This window comes from Phaeobacter cretensis (assembly GCF_047372505.1).
Classification (GTDB): Bacteria; Pseudomonadota; Alphaproteobacteria; order Rhodobacterales; family Rhodobacteraceae; genus Phaeobacter; species Phaeobacter cretensis.
The window spans coordinates 2713263-2734802 of record NZ_JBKBEU010000001.1; the positions used below are offsets into that span (position 1 = coordinate 2713263).

Here is a 21540-nt window from a genome sequence, read left to right on the forward strand (position 1 = left end):
GACGGCTATTTTATTTATATTCCAGCAAACCGCGGTTGCGCCCCCGCAGCCGCAGCCAATGATACTCCAGTGCGCCTTGTGCCTCGGCAAATTTACCAAGCAAGGAATAATATGCGCGGCGGCGGCCCATCCGGGCAGACAGTCGAAGCCATTGAGTTGGATAAATCACGGAGAACAGCAATGCCCAGCCAGAGAACATCAGCAACACGACAATGATGAGCGGGATACCCGCGCCCCAAATCAACGCTCTCTGGGTTTCAGCCACCCAATGGCGCTCCGGACCTGCCCCATGCAGGGCGGCCCCTTCCGCAAAGGCAAATCCGGCGCGGCGGCTACGCTGCCACCATTGCGCAAATCGCGTCATCTGGGCATCGTGTAGGGTCATTTCGGCCTCCACGCGCCATATCGACCAACCGGCGCGCGCCAGACGCAGGCACAGCTCGGGCTCTTCGCCTGCGATCAGATCGTTGCGATAGCCGCCAACCTCTTGCAGAGCCCGCAACCGCATCAAGGCATCTCCACCGCAGGCTTTTGCCGGGCCGACCGGCGTGTCCCATTCGTAGTCGCAGAGTTGGTTGTAGACTGAGGCCTCAGGATGACGTTCACGTCGTCTCCCACAGACCACTGCCAGCTGAGGATCTGCGTCTAGTCGCGCGGTCGCGGTCGCGACCCAGCCCGGAACTACTTCGCAATCGCCGTCCACCAGCTGTACATATGCGCAATCTCCGTCGAGATGAGCCAGCCCGGCATTGCGTGCACGCGCTGCAGTGAATCTCTCATTCATATCGAGGCTGATCACTTTGACACCCATCGCCTCGGCTGCGGCGGCCGAACCATCACTTGAGCCGCTATCGACATAGATCACTTGTCGCACCTGATCTTGCAAGCTGCGCAGACATGCCAGCAGTCGCGCGCCTTCGTTGCGGCCAATGATGACCGCATCGACATATGGCTGTGCCTCTGCCGCCAGCACTGGTGTGGTGTTGGTTGTCATCAGTTAAGCTCCGCCAAATAGCGCGGGGAAACGCGCAGGAAACCGGCTTTGCGCAGCTGTTCAGGTCCGGTTTCTGAACCGGCTTGCGGTCTGTCGTAGCGCAGCGCGGCCGGCGACCACAGCGTCAGGTCGGGCGATGCAGCAAACCCTGCAACGCGCAGCGCATCCTCGCCATGCGAAATGGCCGACGTTGAAAGTGAGGCCTGATCCCGTGCCATCGGATCATTGGCGAACTTATAGTGTTTCAGCACTGCCATTGTATCGGCCACCTTCACGCCGGTTGATAGATGTGGGTGAACAGCCGGGATGACGCCGTCACCGACATACACCAAAGGATGTTTGCTTAGGCAGCAGCGCTCAGCAAAAACGGCTCCACGAATGCCACCAAATTGCATTTTCGGCTCAGTACTGTCTGGCAGCTCGTTCTGTGTCAGAAAAAATTCCAATCCTGTTGAGGCATCATGATAGGGCACTGCACGGACTGCCGTGATATCATAGTGACAGAATGTCTGCTGTACTTCTGGGTAAGACAGCTGCGCTACCGATCGCAGCGGGGCCTCCGGGAACATCTCCAACATCTGAGCCATCATCGCAGTATACCCATGACGGTCCAGATAACCGACTAACCCCGAGAGACCGAGCTGTTCTTGCCCTTCAAACTCAAGGATTTCATCCATATCGGCAAAGAGACACCAGCGATCGGCGCAGAAGTTGCTGGCGGCGTAGCCGCGAAACATGTTTTCAAATCGCCCCCAGGGCAAGCGCGATTGCAACACCGTGACATCTGGTGCCAGAGCCAGTCGGGTCAATGTGTCATCGCTGGAGCCGGTGTCGCAGAATACGAAATGCGCGACACCAAGTGCACGGTAGTGGGCCAGAAACACATCAAGGTAATAGGAACCGTCACGCACCAGCGCGACCACTGTAACGGCCTCCCGTGATGTCTGGTTATGTCGCGGCCCAGACAGATGTCGGACAGATGCCCGAAAACGCAGCCGGTCCAAAGGCAGGGTGATATTGTCATCCAGCCATCGGGTAAGGCGTGACAGCAACCGCTCGCGCACTCCACCGGTAGAGACCGGTGCGTCATCGCTGGTGTGATCTTCTATGCCTGACATCGGGACTCCTGAAAAGGCTGATGCAAACTGTGCAAAAACACCTCGCCGTGGCAAGCCTATTGCATTATGTTAGCGCTAAAACTATGACCGCGGCCAGAATTGCAATTCGGCGCTGAATGCGGCAGTGTCTCGCAAAAAAATCTGACATTCAGAAAGGCAGAGCACATGGGCTCGGACATGACAGTGCTGGTTGGCGATGTGGGCGGCAGCAATACGCGGCTTGCCCTTGCCGGTCCTGAAATTGGGGTCACCGCCCTACAAAGTTTCGCCAACGATAGCTTTGCGAGCCTTGATGATGTGTTGGCGGCGTATTGTGCACAGCCTGATTTGCCATCGCTGGCCGGGGCCTGCATCGCAGTTGCCGGTCCGGTCTATGGCAATGAATACCAACTCACCAATAGAAACTGGCAGGGCACTGCTGCTGACTTGGCCCAGCAGCTTCAGCTTTCTGAAGGCGCCCGCGTCGATGTTATCAATGATCTGGCCGCATTGGGTCATTCACTTCCAGCCCTGATCCCGGGTCAGCTGGCGTCGTTGCGGGCGGGACATCAGCGTGGCAAACAAGCGCTGGTGGCGGGTATCGGCACTGGTTTTAACGTGTCTTTGTCGATCAATGGCCAGACTGCGGAGGCGGAAATGGGCCACACAAGCCTGTCGGCACCTGTGTCCTGTTCTCTGCGCGGGCTTCTGGCAGAGAAGGCAGATGAATTTGCGACCAATGAGGATCTTTTTTCAGGTCGAGGTTTGGTACGTTATCATCAGGCTCTGCATGGTGTCGCTGCCGAAGGGGGCGCGCAGATCGTTGCGGACTATGTTGCGGACTCTGATAGCCCGGCCGCGCAAACCGTAACCAGCTGGGCGCGGCTTCTGGGCGACTTTGCCCGCGAATTGGTCCCGACCTATATGCCGGGGCAGGGGATTTTCTTTGCAGGCAGTGTGGCACGTGGCGTGCTTGGGACCCAGGCCTGTGAGATTTTCCTCGACAGTTTTCTGCAGCCCTCCACCGGCGTACAGAGCCGTTGTGAAACCACGCCACTGTGGTTGATCACAGATGATGCGGCAGGTGTCAGCGGCGCAGCGCGTTTCGCGATCGAAATGGCAAGTGGTACTGAATGATCGGGTGAGGTTCGGAAGTACTTTTCAACATGCATTGAACTTATTCTGAGTCGATACATATCCGTTTTATTTCTGTCGGTTATCGCCGCGGAGCGACGTCTAACCAACCGACAGAACCTGCCGTTGTAAGGAAGCCAAAGAACCTGACTATTGCAATGATCCAATGGATGATTGCTTTGCGGCGTTTTCCTTCTTTCGGAAACCATTCAAACCTGCGCAGCCAGCCAACGATTATATCCATGAACATTAGGGCAAAAATCAGGTGCCTAATCCATAGGTAGAAAAACAACATACCGAGAACTACTGTTATTATCATGTTGGCTGGAGTAGTTTCCCAGCTGCCCATGACTGAGGGCGATGTCCTTGTGGTGTCCATTTTCTCTAGTCCTTGCGGCTCTGGACGAGCGCTTGAGCAAGTGCCTACTAAATTAGTTTAGTAGGTTTCAGCTAGCGACTAGGGCTCTCTGGATCACTGTTGTCGAAGTACGATCCAGCGCTCCAGGGAGTCAGTCAGTAGTCGCGTTTAAAAAACAGTCCGATACCGGTTTCGCCTTCGCCGTCGACTTTGCCCGTAACCGTCAGGCTCTTGTTTACATCTAAGTTGATGCTCAATTCGCTGTCGCCACGGGTGTTCACATTAAGATCGGTATAGACGTTTTCCGAAACATACCCGCCGATGTTCAACAAGCCTGCGCCAATATTGTCGAGGCCTAGCTCGACGTTATTGGCACCAGTTTCATCACGTAGCTTATCTTCTGCCCGGTTGCTGCCACCGCGACCGCTCAGCGTCGCGACCGAACTGGCCAGACGCGCCAGCGCCAAGGGAGAGAGATCCTGAATATTGTCGCCAAACAACAAAAGCGCCAAGGCCTCTTCGCTGGGCCGCTCCGGTTCTGATGTTACCTTGATGGTCGGATTGTCGATAAGGCCAGAAAGCTCCAACGTCGCTGTACCTTCTGATGTCGCCGCCGACGAACGCAGGAGCAGGTAAGGTCGCAGATCGCCCTGTAACGTGATCCTACCTTCGTCCAGATCAAGGCGACGCCCTAGGATATCGACAGTGCCCCGGATCAGGCTGATCTGACCTGATGGCGCGAGGTTCGCAGTGCTGCCGCGCAGCTGGATCTGCCCACCCAACTCGGCTCTTACTCCGCGACCGCGGGCATTGATACGATTTGGTGCGCTGATCTGCACGTCCAGAAGGGTTCTGCCAGACCCGCCGCCGCCGCTGCTGCCGCTATTGGTCAGTCCAGCGCGCGTACGGGTCCGGCGGACCTCGCCTGATTCGCCTCGGTGGCGTATCTCCGGGATGGGGGCAGCGGTTACGGATCCGCCAGCAGTCGCGAGGTTGATATTGGTCTCACCGACATCAATGCGCCCTGACAGCCGATTGGTTCCTATCAGACCGCCCGCAAGGGTCAGTGCGCCAGAAAGCTCGGTTTCATAAGAAAGCTGATCGCTTAATCCAACATTGGAGAGTGCAATCTGCAGCCGTGCGTCAAAGGGCGCTTTCATGCCCACAGGGCCGCTGACACGCAGCTGACCGCCATCGCGAGGCTGCGCCGTCAGCTGAATATTGGCTCTGGATTGCGCAATAGAGACGGTTGCATTGATCGCATCTATCCGCTGTGCAGCGGCGGGAATGGCAAGCGATGTCCCGTTGGTGCTGATCCGACCTTTGAGGTTCGCAAGCGTTGGCTCACCTTTGAGCGACATATCAAATTGCGCCGGTCCTCGGACCAGATTGGGCGCGATAAAAGGGTTTAGCCCTTCCAACCGCAATTGCCCCTTTGCACTGATATCGGCGCGGCCCTGCAGCTCATCCCAGCTACCCGCAACGGTGCTTGTGACACCTGCAGGGCCAAGTGCGCGGCTATTGATCTGCCAGATTCCATCGCGGCGGCGGGCGGTGCCGTCGGCCGTCAACCGTCCGGGAAGGCCGGGTACAAACCGCTGCACTTCAGCGACCAACGCGTCAAAGGTGATGTCTGCGTCGCCCTTGTTTTCAGAGACGGTACCCTCCAGATCCGCTGAAAGCCCGGCGGGGCCTTTGGCGCCGCCATCGAATGTCCAGATACCGGAGCGGCGACTTGCGGTGCCGGTGGCATTCAGTGATCCTGCAAGCGTCGGTACAAACCGTTCCAGCGCATTGATTGCGGCCCCGAAATCCAGATCCCCGTCGCCGTTGACATTCATTTGGCCTGTCAGCTCCGCATGGGACGACTTTGGGCCTCTCAACTCTGCGATACCAGAAAAGGTCTGGTTTTCGCGGGAAACATTGGCGCTGAACTCCAGCGCTCCAGGGGCCTGCGGCAGTATGTTTTCGAGCTGTTTCAGCGTCGCAGCCAAGGTGAGGTTGCCAGTGGTGCTGCCCAACTGGCCATTGGCCTGTGCCGAGAGGGCTTTGGCGTTCAATTCAAATTGGTCGATCCGCAGACCGGTCTCGTCCCGCGCTGCTTTCAGTGCGATAGTGGTCGTGCCGCCAATTAGGTCGTCGACAGGGGGTAATCCGGCTGAAAGGTCCTGACCAAGAACCGACATATCAATATCGAAAGCACCCGATAGTGGCGTTGCAGTACCAACCGCGGTAGCGGTCATCCGCCCCTCCAGAGACTGTCCGGCCAGTGCGGAAAACCGGGCAAGGTTCTGAGCGTTCGCTTCGACATCAGCGACGATGCGCAACCCGCTTTCCAAGCCGTCAACCGTCAGTGAGCCAGTTGCGCCATAATCTGCACCAAGCACCAGCATGTTTGTAATACGCAATGCGCCTGGGCCGTCGGTGGTGATCTGCCCGTCAAATGTTGCCGCCTGACCCAGGGCATGTGCAAGCGCGGTGTCTGTGGGGACCAGCCCGGTCAATGCGGCGGCGATCTGTCCATCCAACGCTAGGCCACTGGTTTGGTCTAGGGTGCCGGTCATCTCCAATTCAGCCTTGTCAATGCGCAGGGCAGGATTGCTGAGCCGGTTCATCAGCGCGGCCACTGTCCAGTCGTTGCCTGCAGCTTTTTCTACATGTAGCGAGAGATCGGCGACGGTCGTCGACCCTCCAGCCACGGGCAAAACCACGGCCGCTTGCCCGTCAGGCGGGGTCACACCAGCGCGTAGATCCGCGCTTTCCAACAAACCTCCGGCGGCGACCTCCAGCAACCCCGAAACTTCAAGCGCCCGGGTGGAGAGCGCCAGATCGTGGACCATGACCCCGCCCATGGCGCGGGTCTGGCCGCGCAGCCGGGCACGCATGTCCGGCCCGAAGAAGGGTTGATAAACCGGATCAACCAGCGTCGTGATATCGCCGTTCAGATCTGCTCGAAACCCGATTGGGCGGCTGCCTTGACTTGGGTCCGCAGGCGCATCGCCCGCGGGTGCCAATACCAGCGTCCCGCCGAGACGACGGGCACCATCCGTATCCAAGGAGAGCTCGGCGGTGAAGTCTTCAACCGGGCCATTGCCCTGCAGAGCCAGACGTATATCGGGGCCGCCGGGTAACTTCAGCGCGGAGGAGACCAATCCGCCGTCGTCCTCCTGAAGAACCATGTCTATCTTTATGTTGCCAGTTTCATTGGCAAAGCCGGCCGCAAGCTTGAGCGTGTCGCTATCGCGGTCCAATCGGGTGATTTGCAACGCACTGTCGAGTGCGCCATCGGCCAGGCTCATTGAGCCATCAAGGCTTAGCACTGCCGCGACCCCAACCAGATCCTGCCCAAGGGTGAGGCGCTCAACCTTAATTTCGCCGATATTGATCGACACAGGTAATTCCGGCAGCTGGAAAGGCGCGGCCTCGGGCGTAGGCAGGTCCGGGTCTTGAATAGGGGCCGTAGGCGCGCGTTCGATGTGAATGCGATCCGCTTTCAGCGCGTTTACGGAAAAATTGCCGCGCAGCAATCCAAGGCGGTTCCAGTCCAGCTCGGCACCTTCGATGGTCAGCCAGATGCCTTCGCTATCGGCCACCGTCAGCTTCTCTAACGTCGCCTGAGAGGACAGTGCGCCCTCGAGCCCCGTAACCCGGATCGCTCTGCTATCGCCGGACAGCGTGTTTTCCAGAAAGTCGACTAGTAACCCGCCGGGCTCCTCTTCTGACTGTGCGGCAACATCAGTCGGAGCAAAAGACAGTGCCGCCGTTAACAACAGTGGCGACAGGAAGGCGGTAGGACTCAGAGCTGGGATGAGATGTTTCAAAATGCCTGTCCTATGCCGATGTAGAATTGCAGCCCGTCGTCGCTGCCGCCATCCACCGGATAGGCCAGATCCAGACGGATGGCGCCGATCCCGGCCACATCATAGCGCAGTCCGACGCCTGCCCCGGCGTGGCGGGCTGAATCAGAAGAAACAAAGCTGTCTGCGTCCACCAGACCCACGTCGTAGAACCCGACAAGGGTGACTTTCTCGCCAATGCGGCCGCGCACCTCGCCCGAGAGTGCCAGATAGCCTCGCCCGCCAGATGTGCCGCCCACAGCGGGCACTCCAAGCGATTGGAATTCTTGTCCCCGTACGGATCCGGCACCGCCAGAATAGAACAACAATGTCGGAGATACCTCAGACAGGGCCGGGCCGATCACGGAACCCATCTGTAACCGTCCAGCCAGTACAATGCGCCCTTCTTTGCCGAAGCCTTTGTAAGCGCGGCCATCGAATTTCAACTGTACCCCTGACCTGCTGCCGTCAATGCCAATGAATGGTACAGCGCGGGCATCCAGGTAGTAGCCGCTTGTGGCGCTTAGGCTGTTATCGCGTCCATCATATTCGGCCCGCAATTGTCCGACGGCATACTTGAAACGTCGCTTGCCAAAAACATCTTCTGCCAGAATGCTCTCAAAACCAATCGAGACCTCGGCGAATAACTTCTCAGAGTAGACCCTGCGGATCCCAACCGCGCCCAATCCACGGACGGCGGTGTAATGTTCTTCATCGAGCTTTTCGGCTTCCAGCAGGTAGAACTGACTGTCATCAGGGCCAAAGGCGGCGGGCTGGTCCAGGCGTAGTGCGACGCGTCCGCCCAGGTCATTGGCACTGCCTATGCCAGAGAGGCGTGCCTCGAACCGCAGACGCTCTGCTCCGCCAAACAGGTTGCGATGCATCCATGATCCGCTGATCTCAAGCCCGTCGGAAGAGCTGAGCTCTGCACCAAAGGTAAAACGTCTTGGGGGTTGGTCCTCGATCCGGGCAATATAGTCCAATGTACCATCCGGATTGGCGTGTTCGGCTGGTCGAATTGTGACCGCTGAAAACGCGCCTGTGCGGCGCAATCGTGTAGCTGATCGTGTCAGTAGATCGGGGTGAAACACCTCACCAGTCGGAAAACCCGCGATCCGCTGGATCGCTTCGGCACGTACAGCAGAGGGATTTGCTAGTTTCAGGCTGCCAAAGCGCAACTGCGGGCCCGGGGCGAGCCGGAGTTCGGCATTCAGCCTTGCTTCCACATGGTTGGCGGTGATCGACTGATCTCCGACCTTGGCCTGAGGATGGCCCGCATGCCGCCAGTTCTCCACCCCGGCGTTGGCCGCATCTCGCAGCACTGCGGTGGTGGCGGTGCGGCCGGTGGCGAACTCTTCCGGGACCTCCACCTCGCGCTTTGAGGGCAGCGGTGTCAGTCTTGCGGTGCCGAAAGTGAATTTCCGGCCTGCCTTGACTGTGATTTCAATGGATTTGATCTCACGTGGGAGGCTCAGTGGCTGGATGCGCGCTGCTTCGCGTCCGTCAACGTTAATCTGGACTACGGGTGAGAAATACCCCTGATCATAGAGCACTTGCACCAAAGTGCGATAATCCGACAGCGCGGCGGCCATCAGCGGTTGGACCTCGGTTTCGCCTCGGGCACTTGTTGCCAGCGTGGCTGAGGCATCCTGCAACAGGTCACGCAGATCACCATCTGATCCGGGGGCTACCAACCGTGTGTCCGCCGCAGACAGTGCAGCAGCACTGCTAAGGCAGATAGTGGCGGCCAAGCTGATCTGTCCAATTATGCCGATCAGCTTGGGTTTGCAGTTGCAACAGGCCGCGTGGCATCGATGAGATATACGACTGTCGGAGCGGCAGTTTGATCGGCGATTGAACATGGGCGCTCCGGGCGGACTACAAGGTCGGCCGCGAGCCTCGGGCGAATGTGCGGACGCTTTCGAGGCGAAGGGCCGAGAATAGTCCTAACATAGGGTTAACCTAGTGTGAAACGTCAATGGATCACACAGTGTTCCCAGGCCGTTTTCCGTTCAACACTTCGACAGATCGCTAGAGTATTTGCAAGCATGTCCGAGATCGCCTGGGTCGAGGGGGTGCAGCAGGACATGCTTCTACTGGTTTAGTCCAGTGGCCTACATTTGCGCCGCGCGGAACCAGCGGCGGATTGCGGCGCGGTCTTCAGGTTCCATATAGGTGATATTGGCTGGGGGCATCGCATGGGTTACACCCGCCTGCAGGTAAATTTCGCCCGCGCGCCGGGCAACGTCACCTTCGGTTTCCAAAAGAACACCCTTAGGGGCGGTGCGAATGCCATCCCAGAAAGGCTCGCGCGCGTGGCACATACTGCAGCGCCCCATGACGATCTCATGCACTTCCTCGAAGCCCGCAGTATTGGCCATGGTCAGGGCTGTGCCTGTAAGTGCCGCTTCTTGCGGTGCATCATCGCCTTCGTGCTCCAGCCCCAAAGACGACAGGATGATCACGCCCAGAAATAACAACGCCGTAGCAAGCCATGTCCAGGTCGGATCCCCGGTGCGAGCATGGCGAGTGTTAAAATAATGCCGGATGGTGACGCCCATCAGGAACACCAATGCAGCGATCAGCCAGTTGTATTCACTGGCAAAGGCCAGCGGATAGTGGTTCGACAGCATCAGAAAGACGACTGGTAGCGTCAGGTAATTGTTATGGGTGGAGCGGAGCTTGGCAATCTTGCCGTACTTGGAATCTGGGCTGCGACCTTCCTGCAGATCCTTAACCACGATGCGCTGGTTCGGCATGATAATGAAAAACACATTCGCGGTCATGATGGTGGCAGTAAACGCACCCAAATGCAGCATCATGGCGCGACCAGTGAACACCTGGTTGAGCCCCCAACCCATTGCCACCAGCATCACGAATAACAGCACCATCAGCAGCGTAGGGCGGTCAGCCAGACCGGACTTGCACAGGTGGTCATAGACCAGCCAGCCCACCGATAGTGTCGCCGCTGAGATCAGGATGCCCTGCCACAGCGTTAGATCCGCCTTTGACTGATCAATCAGATACAGCTCTCCGCCAACCCAATAAACCACCATCAACAGCGCAAATCCCGAAAGCCATGTCATATAGCTTTCCCATTTGAACCACGTCAGGTGATCCGGCATTTCGGCGGGGGCGACCAGATATTTACGGATGTGATAAAAGCCGCCGCCATGGACCTGCCACTCCTCGCCATGAGCGCCCAGCGGTAGATCCGGCGCTTTGCGCAGGCCCAAATCGAGCGCGATGAAGTAAAACGACGAGCCGATCCATGCCATGGCGGTGATGACATGCAGCCACCGGATGGCAAATCCCAGCCAATCCCACATCATCAGCAGCTCAAACATTCAGATCCTATCCTTCTTTTGATCAAGGCTAGCGTCAGCCAGGGCCAAGTTAGCAGCCATTTGTCGCAGGTGAGGTCGGTGTAAACACACCACCCATGGCGTGGTCCAGCCACACTATGCAAAGCAGGGTTTCTTCGGTATTCCCATATACTGCCAAACTGTATCAAAAATTCTGGAACAATCGCAGGCCTCTGTCATGTCCTATCTCGACAATATCCGAACCTTTGTCCGGGTTTATGAACTGGGATCTATGTCCGCCGCCGGGCGTGATCTGCGGGTGTCGCCTGCGGTTACCTCAGCGCGGATTTCCCAGTTGGAAGACTACCTCGGTGTGCGCCTGTTCCAACGCACGACCCGAAATCTGACCGCCACGGAACAGGGTCGCGCGTTCTACGACGGGGCCGTTGCTGTGCTGGATGCCGTGGACGTAGCGGAAGCAAAGGTGATGCATCTGACCGACACGCCGCGCGGGACGTTGTTTGTTGCTGCTCCTCTTGGATTAGGGCGTCGGCTACTTGCGCCGCAAGTGCCAGAGTTTCTGGCGACCTATCCTGAGATCGATCTCCGGTTACGGCTCTCGGACCGCGCAGTGGACCTGACCAGCGAGGGGCTGGATCTTGCATTCTTTCTGGGTCAACCCGAAGACAGCAATCTGCGCATTCGAAAGATCGCAGACTGTCAGCGTGTCCTCTGTGCTGCGCCGGATTATGTTGCGCGGCGGGGGTCACCGGCTGATGGCGATGCTCTTTTGCGGGACGGGCATAACTGCTTGAACCTGCGTTATCCCGGCGCAAGTGAGTTTCAATGGCTCTTGGAGACCAGCGACGGCCCGCGGCGGTTTGCGGTCAGTGGGCGCTATGAATGCGATGACGGCGATGTGCTGACCGATTGGGCGCTGGCAGGCGAGGGCGTGGTGTTGAAGCCAAGGTTCGAGGTTGCCGAACATCTAGCTGCCGGGCGACTGGTGCCAGTGGCCGAGGCGACGCCGCCAGTGCCGGTTCAACTGGCGTGTCTCTATACGCATCGTCGCCACCAGGACCCCAAGACGCGGTTGTTTATGGAATACATGACTGCGCGATTGGCATCGGCTCTGCGCGATGACGGCACGGCAAACCCTTCCGAACCTGAAGCCATGGATTCCTGAAGGGTGACGACCAAAGGCGCAGTCTGATGGCTACGCTGCCACATAATGCGGATCAGTAGACCGCAAGCCTCAATCAGCTGCCGCGATAGGTGGAGTAGCCAAAGGGTGAGAGCAACAGTGGCACATGATAGTGCGCGCTTGCGTCAGTGATTCCAAAGCGGATCGGAACCTCGTCCAGAAACAGTAAGCCCTCTGCGGCCTGGCCGCTTGTGCGCAGATAGTCTCCGGCTTTGAACACCAGCTCGTATAGGCCGGTTGCGAAATCACTCTTGGGCAATATGGGGCTGTTGGTCCGCCCGTCGGAATTGGTCTGCATCACAGCAAGTTCGGTGCGCCCAGTAGCATCGAGTCGGTAGAGGTGGATTGGCAACCCTTCAGCCGGGCAACCCCGTGCGGTATCCAGTACATGGGTAGTGAGATAGCCGGGATCGGTGGTTGTGCTCATTTTATGTCCTCCTACTGTGGGCTACCTCTGCCTTATGCGGACAAAAGCTGCAAACCTGCCAGATCTGATAGTGTATTCGGGAAAATTTGAAAAATCGCTGAGGCCTTCTGCCATAGTAATGACCGACGGTTGTTTGGAAAGAGGCGCTTGCGCAATGAAGAGATATCCCCGCAACATGATCGGATATGGCGCGACGCCGCCTGAGGCCGCCTGGCCGGGCAACGCCAAGGTCGCTGTGCAGTTCGTGTTGAACTACGAAGAGGGTGGGGAGAATAATGTCCTGCATGGCGACGCAGGATCAGAGGCATTTCTGTCCGACATTGCTGGCGCAGCATCCTGGCCTGGGCAACGCCACTGGAACATGGAATCGATCTACGATTACGGCGCGCGGGCTGGGTTCTGGCGTCTGCATCGGATGTTCACAAACGCGGATATCCCGGTCACGATCTACGGCGTAGCCAGCGCATTGGCGCGCTCGCCCGAGCAGGTTGCAGCGATGAAAGCAGCTGATTGGGAAATCGCCTCCCATGGGCTGAAGTGGGTCGAGCACAAGGACATGGCAGAGGCCGAGGAGCGCGTGGCTATCAATGAGGCCATCCGCCTACACGCCGAGGTTGTCGGAGAGCGCCCGCGGGGATGGTATACTGGCCGATGCAGTGGAAACACCGTGCGTCTGGCCGCTGAGGAAGGCGGGTTCGACTACATCTCTGACACCTATGACGATGATCTTCCCTATTGGCTTGAGGTCGGCGCGCGGGACCAGTTGATTATTCCCTATACGTTGGAAGCCAACGACATGCGTTTTGCCACTGCTCCTGGGTACATCACCGGGGAGCAGTTCTATCAGTACCTCAAAGACGCGTTCGACCTACTATATGCCGAAGGTGGACAGGGCGCGCCCAAGATGATGTCGGTTGGGTTGCACTGTCGTCTGATCGGCCGTCCGGGCAAGGCGGCAGGGCTCAAACGTTTCCTTGACTATGTCCGCGGATTTGATGGCGTCTGGTGCCCGCGCCGGATTGAGATCGCGGACCATTGGGCCAAAACGCATCCGCACCAACGCCGCGAACGACCAAGCCAGATGACGCAAGCCCGCTTTGTCGAGGCTTACGGCGGCATCTTTGAACATTCGCCATGGATTGCTGCGCGGGCGCATGGATTAGAGCTCGGTCCGGCGCATGATCGCGCGGCAGGCCTGCACAATGCGCTGAGTCGGATGTTCCGTTCCGCTAGCGAAGACGAACGCTTGGGTGTTCTCACCGCTCATCCCGATTTGGCCGGTAAACTGGCCGCGGCCAAGCGTCTGACTGCAGAAAGTACCAGCGAACAGGCCTCTGCCGGGTTGGACGCGCTGACAGACGAAGAGCGCATGCGGTTTACTCAGTTGAACACCGCATATGTGGAAAAACACGGGTTCCCCTTCATCATCGCGGTGCGTGACCATGACAAATCGGCGATCCTCGCGGCGTTTGAGCGACGCATCGATCATGATCGCGAGACCGAATTTGCCGAGGCCTGCCGTCAGGTCGAACGTATCGCGGAGTTCCGGCTACAGGATATTTTGCCATGACTCATGATAGCAAATGCAAAAAGACCGAGGCTGGCACATGAGAACCATCAACATTCAGCCAATCTCCGCCGAGGCCTTCGCCTCATACGGTGACCTTATTGATTGCAGCGGCGCACCGGACAAAATCATCAATCAGGGTTTATGCGGGCGATACCACGACCGCGCTGAACTTGATTTCGGTGATGGGCAGGCCGGGCTCAGCCTGTTCAATGCCGAACCTCGCGCGCTTCCGATGCCACTGTTGATGATGGAACGCCACCCCGATGGCAGTCAGGCTTTTGTTCCGATGAGCGAAACTGGCTTTCTGGTGATCGTCGCCGCTGATGAGGACGCAGCCCCGGGCCTGCCAATCGCCTTTGAAACAACACCAGGGCAGGCGATCAACTTCCATCGCGGCACGTGGCACGGAGTGCTGACACCCCTGAGCGCGCCAGGCTTGTTTGCAGTGGTTGATCGCATCGGACAGGGGGGCAATCTGGAAGAACATTGGTTCGAAAGCCCATATCAGGTGGCCAGACCCTGACCAAATTCAAAAAGCGCAGCGCTCCTGACAGCGATGCGCTTTTTTCTTTTTTATCAGCCACTCCACGAAATGAGAGTGTCGAAAACAAGACGATAGAAAAACGACAAAACCAAAAACTAGAGACCCCAATCGACGGTCCAATATCTGTAAACAGAGAGGGAAAATAAATGGCCAATGGCTCAATAGGGACGCCAGCTCAGCTGCGCGATCCTAACTACACCCCACCGCTGGCAAAGGCGATACCGCTGGGTATTCAGCATGTACTGGCAATGTTCGTATCAAACGTCACTCCCGCTATCATCGTGGCTGGTGCGGCCGGGTTTGGATTTGGCTCCAACTCGCCTGATTTTCCTGAACTTCTTTACTTGATCCAGATGTCGATGCTGTTTGCCGGGGCGGCGACCCTATTGCAGACGCTGACAATCGGCCCGGTTGGTGCGGCGTTGCCTATTGTTCAGGGCACCAGCTTTGCGTTCCTGCCGATTATGATTCCGCTGGTTGCGGGCAAGGGCGTTGATGCGTTGGCTGCATTGTTTGGCGGGGTGCTGATTGGGGGGCTTTTTCATGCCGCACTGGGTTTGGTGATCGGACGTATCCGGTTTGCCCTACCGCCGTTGGTTACTGGTCTGGTGGTCACCATGATTGGCCTTGCGCTGGTCAAGGTGGGCATCCAATACGCCGCCGGCGGGGTACCTGCGATCGGCACACCTGAATACGGGTCACTGCTCAATTGGTCCGCCGCTTTGGTGGTGATCATCGTTACCCTTGGGCTGAAGTTTTTTACGCGCGGAATGCTGTCAATCTCAGCGGTGTTGCTGGGACTGGTTGTCGGCTATATCTATGCGATGATGATGGGCATGATCACGGTCGAGGCCATTGGCACGAGCTGGTCGCGTGCAAGCGCCTTTGCGTTGCCGGTGCCGTTCAAATACGGGATTGAGTTTTCTTTTGCTGCTATCCTCGGCTTCTGTTTGATGGGGCTGGTTTCCGCCGTGGAAACCGTCGGAGACATCAGCGGGATTGCCCGTGGCGGTGCCGGACGAGAGGCCACCGACAAGGAAATCTCTGGCGCGACCTATGCGGATGGTTTCGGCTCGGCGCTCGCAGGCGTATTCGGTGGGCTGCCTAATACCTCCTTCAGTCAGAATGTCGGATTGATAGCCATGACCGGCGTGATGAGCCGCCATGTCGTCACCATCGGGGCACTGTTCCTGATCATCTGCGGATTGGTGCCCAAGGTCGGCGCGATCATCCGTACGATCCCGATCGAGGTGCTGGGCGGCGGTGTCATCGTTATGTTTGGCATGGTGGTGGCTGCCGGTATTTCCATGTTGTCGGATGTCGACTGGAACCGCCGAAATATGGTGATCTTTGCGATCTCCCTGTCTATCGGGCTGGGGCTTCAGCTGGAGCCCGGGGCAGTGCAGCATCTGCCGGATACGTTGCGTATTCTGATGACATCGGGCTTGTTGCCGGCGGCGTTGATAGCGGTCGTACTGAACCTAGTGTTGCCAGTCGACCTCGCCAGCGAAGCCACAGAAGAAGTATCGGGTGGCTTGGCCGGGCAGGGGCGCGGCAGCCTGCCAGGGGAATAAGGCGGATTTCTCTAAACGAACCCCGTTATTAGTAACTTGGGGCCGGAGCAGACATGCGCGGCCCCTTTCTTGTATCAGCCAAATTCGCTGATGCAGTAGTTTTGCCCTTATGCGGGTTCCGCCATCAGTCGTGCCATATCCAGCATTCGTGCGGAAAAGCCCCATTCATTGTCATACCACCCAAACAGACGAAGCTGGCGTTCACCAATGGAACGGGTCTCTGGTCCCGCCAGTATCAACGATTCCGGTCGTGCGCGCAGGTCAGATGAAACCAGCGGGTGATCTGTCCAGCCCAGAACGGATGAGGCGTCAATCGCATCGTACAGGGTTTTGTTTATACTATCTGCCTGTATCGGACGGGCGGTCTGTACCACCAGATCTACGGCTGACACGCTTGCGGTTGGGACTCGCACGGCGGCTCCGCTGATCCGTCCGGCAAGATGCGGCAGCACCACGTCGATCAAATGGGTCGCAGAGGTCGTTGTCGGCACCATCGACAGCGCGCCGGCACGTGATCGTGCAAAATCACCACGCGGCGCATCCACCATCGGCTGCGAACTGGTGTAGCAATGAATGGTCGTCATATGGGCGCTGTCGATACCGATGAGCGTGTCCAATAGCTTGATAAGCGGCGCCAGCCCATTGGTGGTGCAAGAGGCATTTGAGATGATCATACCTTCACCCAATTCCGCCTCGTTTGCACCCAGAACAACTGTGCGCTCTGCGGCCGGCGACGGGCCGGAAATCAACACCTTACGCGCGCCAGCAGCAAGGCCGCGACCTGCGACATCTGAGGTGCGGGCGATACCTGTGCATTCCAGCACCACGTCAACACCACTCAGATCCAAGGTGCTGAGGTCGGCAGCCTGATGAAACCGGATCACCTTATCGGTAACGCGCAAGCAATCATCTTCGATCGTGACCTGATCAGGGTAGGGTCCGTAAGTGCTGTCGTATTGAAACAGATAGGCGCACATGTCCAAGGGCGCGATATCGTTTATGCAGACCAGCTCAATCCCGGCGCCGCGTGGCGTGGTCAGGATTTGGCGCAGAATAGCGCGGCCGATGCGGCCGAATCCGTTGATTGCGAGTTTCATGGCCAAGCTATGACAGGCGGCGGCACCCGGCTCAATCCGCAAGAGCGACAATAGCCCCCCGGTTTCGGTCACATTTTCCAGTACCGTGTTTCAATTTGATACTCTGTGACGGAGGCGGACCTAGCGGCAGATGAGTTGTGCGGAATACGTCCCATCGATGGAGCGGACCATCGTGTTGATATTCGCGCGACAGCCGGTTGCGGCGTGAAAGGCACGTACTGCCTGTCGGGCGGTCAATACCGCTGGTGGGCGCAGCGGATCCAGCTCCGCGTTCTGACGTTGTGCCATATAGCGACCAGTATTGGTTGCGTCACCATCATGCTGACCGCTGCCATGTTTCTCTTCCACTTTGGCGACATGCCAGCTGCGGCCCAAAACCTGTACGACTTTGATCTCCGCCACGGGCTTGGATCCGGCTTCGGATATGGTCGGGATGCCCAAACCCGCAATACCGATGCCAGCGGCGAGTGTCACAATGAACATTTTGCGTGCTGGTGACTTACGATTTGCGGCGGCGCACACGGCTATTGCTTTTCGGGGTGTGGCTCTGGTGACCATACTACTCAGTAGAAGGGCCACCAGCCCGAGTGCAGTCGCTGTAAATACGGTGGATATGATTGGCATTGACGCAGGCTCCGTCTTTGCAGGCGGGTCGCTATCGACCCGCGTGACAAGTGTTTTTGTGATCTTAACGTCAAGCTGCGATCTGGCAATGGTTGAACAGTTGTTTGGTTAGCGCGGTGGGCTCAACGGCATGTGCCGGTTGACGTCCTTATAGAGCAGGTAGCGGAACCGGCCCGGTCCGCCAGCATAGCAGGCCTGAGGGCAAAAGGCGCGTAACCACATGAAGTCACCGGCCTCCACTTCCACCCAATCCTGGTTAAGGCGGTAAACTGCTTTGCCCTCCAAAACGTAGAGCCCGTGCTCCATCACGTGGGTTTCAGCAAACGGAATAACACCGCCGGGCTCAAAGGTGACAATGGTCACATGCATGTCATGAGACATGTCTGCGGGGTCAATAAAGCGTGTGGTCGCCCAGCGTCCCTCTGTGTCTGGCATCACGGTGGGGGCGACGTCACGTTCGTTGGTGATAAACGGTGCGGGCTTTTCGACGCCAGGCGCAGCTTGCCAGCACTTGCGGATCCAATGAAAGCCGGAGGGGCTATCGCTGCTGTTATCCAGGGTCCATTTCATGCCCGCAGGGATATAGGCATAGCCGCCCGCTTCCAGCGTGTGAGCGGCTCCATCCACTGTCAGATCCAGCTTGCCTTCAGTTACAAACAAAACCGATTGCGCTGCGTCGTCGTGTTCAGGGGCATCCGATCCACCGCCGGGTTGAAGTTCAACGATGTATTGCGAAAACGTCTCTGCAAACCCGCTGAGTGGTCGGGCGATTACCCACATACGCATTCCCTGCCATCCAGGCAGATATGACGTGGTGATGTCGCGCATAGTGCCCTTTGGAATGACTGCATAGGCGTCGGTAAACATGGCGCGGTCAGTCAGGAGCTGCTCCTGACCGGGATGCCCTCCCTTGGGGGTGTAATAGTGGGGCGCGGACATCTTTGATCCTTTCGTGATGCGTGGAGCATTTATGGAGACTCGCCAATCGAGGTCCAAGGGGCGCGCTGCGGATAACATTCTTCGCGAAATTTTGAATATCGGACGGTGTGAGAGGGTCGACGGTATATCGTTCTTTAGAGTTACGTTCTTACGTTGCTTTGCAGTCGAGTTCGGCCAGTGAGCCTGGCCGTTAGAGATCCGCCAATATCTGGCTCTGGCGCAGCTCGGCGGCGCAAAGTTGCAGCGCCCGCAGCGAGGTCTCTGCGTCCTGCGACAGGTTTACCCCACGCGGAGAAGAGCTGCCCACCACGACAGGCCGATGACCGGGGCTTGAAACAGGCACCGCGTAGCCGACAATGCCGGTCTCGAATTCGCTGTCGGTCATGGCATAGCCCTGCTGTCGTGCGGCATTTACCCGTTCCAGAATCTGACCAACCTCAGTCAACGATTGTTCGGTATGACGCGGTATGCAAGCCTCTCCCAGCACCTCGGCGGCCTCCTCGGTTGGGAGACAGCCCATCAGCATTCTGCCGAGGCTGGTGTGGACCAGTGGGATATGGGAGCCAGCTGTAAATCCATAGGTGACCGGCGCATGTTCGACGGTAGATTGAGCGAGCAGGAGCACACGCCCCTGATCCAGTGTCGCCAGCGTGATTTCAGCCCCAAGATTGCGGGCATGGCGGTTCAGAACCGGCTGCACCTTGCGACCAAATTGATTAGCCTGCAGGAACCCGCCGGATAGTGCCAGCACCTGCGGGGTCAGCGACAGAACGCGGCCCTGCTGGCGCAGATATCCGGCCTGCACAAGCGTCAGTGCTCCGCGTCGTGCGGTGGCCCGATCCTGACCCGTTCGCCGGGCAATATCGGCAAGTGTCAATGTTGGGGTGGCTGCGTCAAACGCCGCCAGTACAGCTAGGCCTTTAGCAAAGCTGGAGGATATATTTCGGTCTTGCTCACTCATGGTCTCTTCCACTCATACCGGGCAGCTACTCCGTTCTGACCAGCACATGTGATCGGCAGATCACAGTCCGGCTTGAACGTTCACAAATCCAGCACAACGAACTTGTAGTAGTGCTGTTGTGGCTGTCGGCGCCCCTGTCTTCGCCACTCAGGGTGGCATATTGATTTTGGTTTTCAGCTAGGGCGAAAAATTCGGTCGTTATCCGCCACTTCGCCGTATTGTTCCTGATAACTGACTGGACCTGAACTAGTTTTTTAGTTCAACCTTAAATTATCCGTTTGCATAACAAAAAGAGCCAGTAAGGTGCGACATAATGGTAATCGGACATAGTGTAGCCAGTAGCAGTGCAAAACTGGACGCGCAGGAAAGGAAAAGGTCAAAATACTAAGATGACTACGTCGCTCAATAAGGGTGTGCTCGCGCGCCAGGGTTTGCTTTCAGATCGGGCCTGTCAGGATGCTGAGTCTGTACTTGCCCAATGTGAGGCAGCGCGGATCGAAACCGTACGGGTGCTGTTTGCTGATCAGCACGGTATTCTGCGGGGTAAGACACTGGTCGCGTCCGCTTTCAGGGCGGTGTTTGAACAGGGTATCGCTGTGCCCTCGACCCTGCTGTTAAAGGATACGGCCCATCGCACGGCTTTCCCGGTATGGAGCGAAAATCCCGAGGACGTTGTGACCCCGATGCAGGGGGCCAGCGATGTGCTGCTGGTTCCACGGCCCGAAACGTTTCGCGTTCTGCCTTGGTCGCTCCACTCTGCCTGGATCTTCTGCCATGTAGCGTTCCGTGATGGCGCAACTGTGCCTTTTGGTTCGACTCATGTACTGGACCGTGCCGTCGCGACATTGACTGAGCAGGGTTTGCAGGCGGTGGTAGGGCTGGAGGTTGAATTCCAGATTTTTGAACGCACTGTGTCGACCACCAGTCAATTTCTACAGGGGGTGGGCAATGCTCCGATTGAGACGCGCAATCTTGCCCAGGGGTTTCAATATCTGACTGAGACCCGCTATGGCGAAGCGGAGGCGATCCTTGATACGCTGCGGCGCAACGCACAGGCGCTGGGCCTGCCGGTGCGCACAGTTGAAATCGAGATGGGTCCCGGCCAGTTCGAGTTCACATTTGATCCCGCTGATCCGATGACCCAAGCCGATGCGATGGTCATGTTCCGGACCATGGTCAAGGAGGTCTGTGCCGCGCGTGGTTTACATGCGAGCTTCATGGCCAAGCCTCGTCAGGACAACACCATGGCCAACGGCTGGCATATTCATCAGTCGCTGATCGATCCGGTGACTGGCCGCAACGTGTTCATGCCGGAGAGCGATGGGGTGCTAACAGAGGAAGCCAGTGGCTGGATCGCGGGGCTTCTGACCCACGCAGAGGCGGCCTCGATTTTGGTCGCCCCGACCGTTAACAGCTATAAACGGTATTTGCCGTTTCAGCTTGCCCCAAACCGCGTGCAATGGGGGGACGACAATCGCGGCGCAATGCTGCGGGGGTTGATGCGACCCGGTGATCCTGCAAGTCGGATCGAAAACCGCGCGCCAGACAGCACGGCGAACCCTTACTTCGCCCTGGCTGCGCAGCTTATTGCGGGCTGTGAGGGGCTGACTGCCGGGCGACGCGCGCCCGCTCCCACGGATTCGCCCTATTCGGATAATGCCGAAAAACTGCCGCGCTCGCTTGGTCAGGCGTTGCAGGCCTTTACGGCCTCAGAGTTGTTTCGCAGCGCGCTGGGGGCAGATGTGGTCAACTATCTTGCCCATTTGAAACAGGTTGAGTGGTCTCGTTATCTCGATACGGTCAGCGAATGGGAGCAGGCCGAATATTTTAACCTTTACTGAGGCTTGAGAGAGTGCAGCGGGTCTGCACCAGACCA

Annotated in this window: 15 protein-coding genes and 1 pseudogene; 6 read left to right on the top strand and 10 right to left on the bottom strand. The window is 57.8% G+C overall.

Features of this window, described 5'->3' with window-relative positions:
• Positions 1-10: 10 nt before the first annotated feature.
• Together ACEWZM_RS12920 and ACEWZM_RS12925 are read right to left on the bottom strand one after the other, a co-directional pair.
• A complete protein-coding gene (locus ACEWZM_RS12920; RefSeq protein ID WP_414006817.1) occupies positions 11-994 on the bottom strand; it encodes a glycosyltransferase family 2 protein in 984 nt (327 codons plus the stop codon).
• Positions 994-2112, bottom strand: a complete 1119-nt coding sequence (locus tag ACEWZM_RS12925; protein ID WP_414006818.1) for a glycosyltransferase family 2 protein — start codon at positions 2110-2112, stop codon at positions 994-996. Before ACEWZM_RS12925 ends, ACEWZM_RS12920 begins: the two co-directional genes overlap by 1 nt.
• A gap of 165 nt (positions 2113-2277) precedes the next feature.
• Here ACEWZM_RS12925 and ACEWZM_RS12930 point away from each other — a divergent pair, with 165 nt between their 5' ends.
• Complete coding sequence (locus ACEWZM_RS12930) at positions 2278-3228, top strand: glucokinase (protein ID WP_414006819.1); 951 nt, start codon at positions 2278-2280, stop codon at positions 3226-3228.
• Between the two features lie 510 nt (positions 3229-3738).
• On the opposite strand, the gene ACEWZM_RS12935 is transcribed toward ACEWZM_RS12930, so the two are convergent.
• From ACEWZM_RS12935 to ACEWZM_RS12945, 3 genes and pseudogenes are all read right to left on the bottom strand, one after another.
• Positions 3739-7404, bottom strand: coding sequence for a translocation/assembly module TamB domain-containing protein (locus ACEWZM_RS12935; protein ID WP_414006820.1), 3666 nt, complete (start codon positions 7402-7404; stop codon positions 3739-3741).
• Complete coding sequence (locus tag ACEWZM_RS12940) at positions 7401-9170, bottom strand: autotransporter assembly complex protein TamA (protein ID WP_414006821.1); 1770 nt, start codon at positions 9168-9170, stop codon at positions 7401-7403. The genes ACEWZM_RS12935 and ACEWZM_RS12940 overlap by 4 nt, the downstream gene beginning before the upstream one ends.
• Positions 9171-9889: 719 nt before the next feature.
• Positions 9890-10766 (bottom strand): annotated as a pseudogene (locus ACEWZM_RS12945) (urate hydroxylase PuuD); the annotation flags it as partial.
• A gap of 196 nt (positions 10767-10962) precedes the next feature.
• Here ACEWZM_RS12945 and ACEWZM_RS12950 point away from each other — a divergent pair.
• Positions 10963-11910 carry a LysR family transcriptional regulator gene (locus ACEWZM_RS12950; protein WP_414006822.1) on the top strand — a complete coding sequence of 316 codons (948 nt, stop codon included), beginning with the start codon at positions 10963-10965 and terminating at the stop codon, positions 11908-11910.
• A 73-nt stretch (positions 11911-11983) separates the two neighbouring features.
• Here the strand turns inward: ACEWZM_RS12950 and uraH are convergent, their stop codons facing one another.
• Positions 11984-12355, bottom strand: a complete 372-nt coding sequence (gene uraH / locus ACEWZM_RS12955) for a hydroxyisourate hydrolase (protein WP_414006823.1) — start codon at positions 12353-12355, stop codon at positions 11984-11986.
• A 154-nt stretch (positions 12356-12509) separates the two neighbouring features.
• On the opposite strand from uraH, the gene puuE reads away from it, so the two are divergent.
• From puuE to ACEWZM_RS12970, 3 genes are all read left to right on the top strand, one after another.
• Positions 12510-13925 carry an allantoinase PuuE gene (gene puuE, locus ACEWZM_RS12960; protein WP_414006824.1) on the top strand — a complete coding sequence of 472 codons (1416 nt, stop codon included), beginning with the start codon at positions 12510-12512 and terminating at the stop codon, positions 13923-13925.
• A gap of 37 nt (positions 13926-13962) precedes the next feature.
• Positions 13963-14448, top strand: a complete 486-nt coding sequence (locus ACEWZM_RS12965; protein ID WP_414006825.1) for an ureidoglycolate lyase — start codon at positions 13963-13965, stop codon at positions 14446-14448.
• A 167-nt stretch (positions 14449-14615) separates the two neighbouring features.
• Positions 14616-16043: a uracil-xanthine permease family protein gene (locus ACEWZM_RS12970; RefSeq protein WP_414006826.1), complete on the top strand. Its 1428-nt coding sequence runs from the start codon at positions 14616-14618 to the stop codon at positions 16041-16043.
• 107 nt (positions 16044-16150) lie between these two features.
• Here the strand turns inward: ACEWZM_RS12970 and ACEWZM_RS12975 are convergent, their stop codons facing one another.
• The 4 genes from ACEWZM_RS12975 to ACEWZM_RS12990 all read right to left on the bottom strand — a co-directional run bounded on the left by ACEWZM_RS12975 (position 16151) and on the right by ACEWZM_RS12990 (position 19664).
• Positions 16151-17212, bottom strand: coding sequence for a type I glyceraldehyde-3-phosphate dehydrogenase (locus ACEWZM_RS12975; RefSeq protein ID WP_414006827.1), 1062 nt, complete (start codon positions 17210-17212; stop codon positions 16151-16153).
• Positions 17213-17260: 48 nt separating this feature from the next.
• Positions 17261-17764, bottom strand: coding sequence for a hypothetical protein (locus tag ACEWZM_RS12980; protein ID WP_414006828.1), 504 nt, complete (start codon positions 17762-17764; stop codon positions 17261-17263).
• Between the two features lie 108 nt (positions 17765-17872).
• Positions 17873-18703: a bifunctional allantoicase/(S)-ureidoglycine aminohydrolase gene (locus tag ACEWZM_RS12985; protein WP_414006829.1), complete on the bottom strand. Its 831-nt coding sequence runs from the start codon at positions 18701-18703 to the stop codon at positions 17873-17875.
• 190 nt (positions 18704-18893) lie between these two features.
• The gene (locus ACEWZM_RS12990) at positions 18894-19664 is read right to left on the bottom strand and encodes an IclR family transcriptional regulator domain-containing protein (protein ID WP_414006830.1); all 771 of its coding nucleotides are present in this window, start codon (positions 19662-19664) and stop codon (positions 18894-18896) included.
• A gap of 389 nt (positions 19665-20053) precedes the next feature.
• Between ACEWZM_RS12990 and ACEWZM_RS12995 the strand changes: the two genes are divergently transcribed.
• Positions 20054-21505 (top strand): glutamine synthetase family protein, encoded by a 1452-nt coding sequence (locus ACEWZM_RS12995; RefSeq protein ID WP_414006831.1) that lies wholly within the window; start codon positions 20054-20056, stop codon positions 21503-21505.
• Positions 21506-21540: the final 35 nt, after the last annotated feature.

Coding starts and splice junctions, on each gene's coding strand:
- ACEWZM_RS12920 (WP_414006817.1), bottom strand. CDS start 994: ATGACAACCAACACCACACCAGTGCTGGCGGCAGAGGCACAGCCATAT.
- ACEWZM_RS12925 (WP_414006818.1), bottom strand. CDS start 2,112: ATGTCAGGCATAGAAGATCACACCAGCGATGACGCACCGGTCTCTACC.
- ACEWZM_RS12930 (WP_414006819.1), top strand. CDS start 2,278: ATGGGCTCGGACATGACAGTGCTGGTTGGCGATGTGGGCGGCAGCAAT.
- ACEWZM_RS12950 (WP_414006822.1), top strand. CDS start 10,963: ATGTCCTATCTCGACAATATCCGAACCTTTGTCCGGGTTTATGAACTG.
- uraH (WP_414006823.1), bottom strand. CDS start 12,355: ATGAGCACAACCACCGATCCCGGCTATCTCACTACCCATGTACTGGAT.
- puuE (WP_414006824.1), top strand. CDS start 12,510: ATGAAGAGATATCCCCGCAACATGATCGGATATGGCGCGACGCCGCCT.
- ACEWZM_RS12965 (WP_414006825.1), top strand. CDS start 13,963: ATGAGAACCATCAACATTCAGCCAATCTCCGCCGAGGCCTTCGCCTCA.
- ACEWZM_RS12970 (WP_414006826.1), top strand. CDS start 14,616: ATGGCCAATGGCTCAATAGGGACGCCAGCTCAGCTGCGCGATCCTAAC.
- ACEWZM_RS12980 (WP_414006828.1), bottom strand. CDS start 17,764: ATGCCAATCATATCCACCGTATTTACAGCGACTGCACTCGGGCTGGTG.
- ACEWZM_RS12985 (WP_414006829.1), bottom strand. CDS start 18,703: ATGTCCGCGCCCCACTATTACACCCCCAAGGGAGGGCATCCCGGTCAG.
- ACEWZM_RS12990 (WP_414006830.1), bottom strand. CDS start 19,664: ATGAGTGAGCAAGACCGAAATATATCCTCCAGCTTTGCTAAAGGCCTA.
- ACEWZM_RS12995 (WP_414006831.1), top strand. CDS start 20,054: ATGACTACGTCGCTCAATAAGGGTGTGCTCGCGCGCCAGGGTTTGCTT.